This window comes from Streptomyces sp. NPDC002537 (genome assembly GCF_053594975.1).
In genome coordinates this window covers 1-1,584 of sequence record NZ_JBSFWT010000194.1, presented here as the reverse complement: position 1 = coordinate 1,584, position 1,584 = coordinate 1, and the positions used below count along the sequence as shown (strand labels likewise).

Sequence of the window (1,584 nt, the reverse complement as noted above, 5' to 3'; positions counted from 1 at the left end):
CTTCGAACACCTCCCTCAACGGCACGGGAGCCTCGTGCGTTGCGGAGACCGATCCCGTCACCCGATCAGTGGTCACGCTGAAAGAGCTCACTGACGAGGGGTGCCCCGGAGATTTCATCGCTGGGAATAGCATTTCGGGCATCCAAGAGCGGGTCGCGTTGAGGCAGGACGGTTGTCACGCGCCCGTTGGCGGTGCCCACAGCTGAAGATCGTATGGAGAAGTGACATACGCCCGCGAGGCGTACAGCGTGACAGGCGGCCTGCTGGCAAGGGACGAGCCCCAGACATCACCAGACTTCCCGAAGCCGGCTTCTTTGGGCAGCACGATGGCCGACTCGCTGAACGTACCCGGCGGATCGTAACTGGTACGTGACCCCTCCTTGCGGGCCAAGGAGCCGCCGCGGTGTCCGCGCCAGGCAGTGATCCACTGTCGCTGCTGCACCCGGTCGCGAGTACGAGCACAGCGGCTGTGCAGACAGCTGATGCCGTCGTGGCGAGACGTCGGAACATCTCTTCAAGCCCCCCTCTGAATCCATGCGTGCGGACACAAGAGCTGTCCGCCACTGACCGTAACCGAACAGGTGTATAGGTGGGGTCACTGCACGCACATCTCCCAGCTGAGGTGGGAAGCGACCACTCAACACCTGGGAAGAGCCGTCATCCGACTGGCATGTCCTGTCGGCGTCAGCGGTGTCACCCGTCGAACCGCTGCCAATCGAGGCCAAGCTCGCCAAGAGGCCGCAGCGCGCTGCGGTGGCAGGCCCCGATCTGGACGGTGACTTCGTGCTCGCCACGATAACTCGGCGAGACCTGGGCGACGGCACCGGGCCCGACGAGGAAGTCCCCTGCAACGATCGGCGACATGAACGGCCGGAGCGGAACGCGTCGCAGGAGGCTCTCAAGCGAGGGCAGCAACTGCTCGGGCAGGCCCCGCACGTGGGCCGTGTGGGAAAATGCTTCTGTGCAGGTCAGAGCGGTGACTCGGAGCGTGCTTCGAACGCGATGGGGTGACGCTCCGAACGTCATCGAGAGAGCTCGCCGATGGCTGTGGCGCACGCGCTTGAGTGATGGGCTAGCCACTCTTCTTGGTCCATGGAAGCGATCTCGCCAAGTGTGAGGCCCTTGCCCGTGGCAGCGGTGCGGGGCTCGTCTTGAGCCAGCGTGGCGAAGTCCCGGAGGATGTCGCCGACCGCAGCGATGTGCAAGCGAACGATGTGCCAGTAGAGGATGGCGGCGTACTCCGCGTTCATTCTCTGTAGGACTTCCGGTTCAAGGACGAATCGGTCCAGCACCCGTTCGTCGGCGGGCGTGCCCCAGCCTGCATCGTCATTCTTCGCCCCCGAACTACCGTCCTGAGCAGGCCAGAGTTGGCAGTGGAGTGCCTCTTCGAGGTCCATGACGGTGAGGCTGTCCGGCCAGACCGAGCCGTTCAGCACATTGGTGATGACCTGTCGGTTGACCCCACTCATCTTGGCGAGCGCGTTCGCGCTCAGTGAGCTCTTTCAGCGTGACCACTGATCGGGTGACGGGATCGGTCTCCGCAACGCACGAGGCTCCCGTGCCGTTGAGGGAGGTGTTCGAAGT

3 protein-coding genes are annotated in these 1,584 nt (G+C 64.0%); 1 reads left to right on the top strand and 2 read right to left on the bottom strand.

Annotated elements, in window-relative coordinates:
• On the top strand, positions 1 to 206 hold a 206-nt coding region (locus ACWD4A_RS35345; protein ID WP_451200573.1), incomplete at its 5' end, for a hypothetical protein.
• A 487-nt stretch (positions 207 to 693) separates the two neighbouring features.
• Here ACWD4A_RS35345 and ACWD4A_RS35340 read toward each other — a convergent pair.
• Positions 694 to 936, bottom strand: coding sequence for a hypothetical protein (locus tag ACWD4A_RS35340; RefSeq protein WP_451200571.1), 243 nt, complete (start codon positions 934 to 936; stop codon positions 694 to 696).
• Positions 937 to 1,022: 86 nt separating this feature from the next.
• Positions 1,023 to 1,493 (bottom strand): helix-turn-helix domain-containing protein, encoded by a 471-nt coding sequence (locus ACWD4A_RS35335; RefSeq protein ID WP_451200575.1) that lies wholly within the window; start codon positions 1,491 to 1,493, stop codon positions 1,023 to 1,025.
• Positions 1,494 to 1,584: the final 91 nt, after the last annotated feature.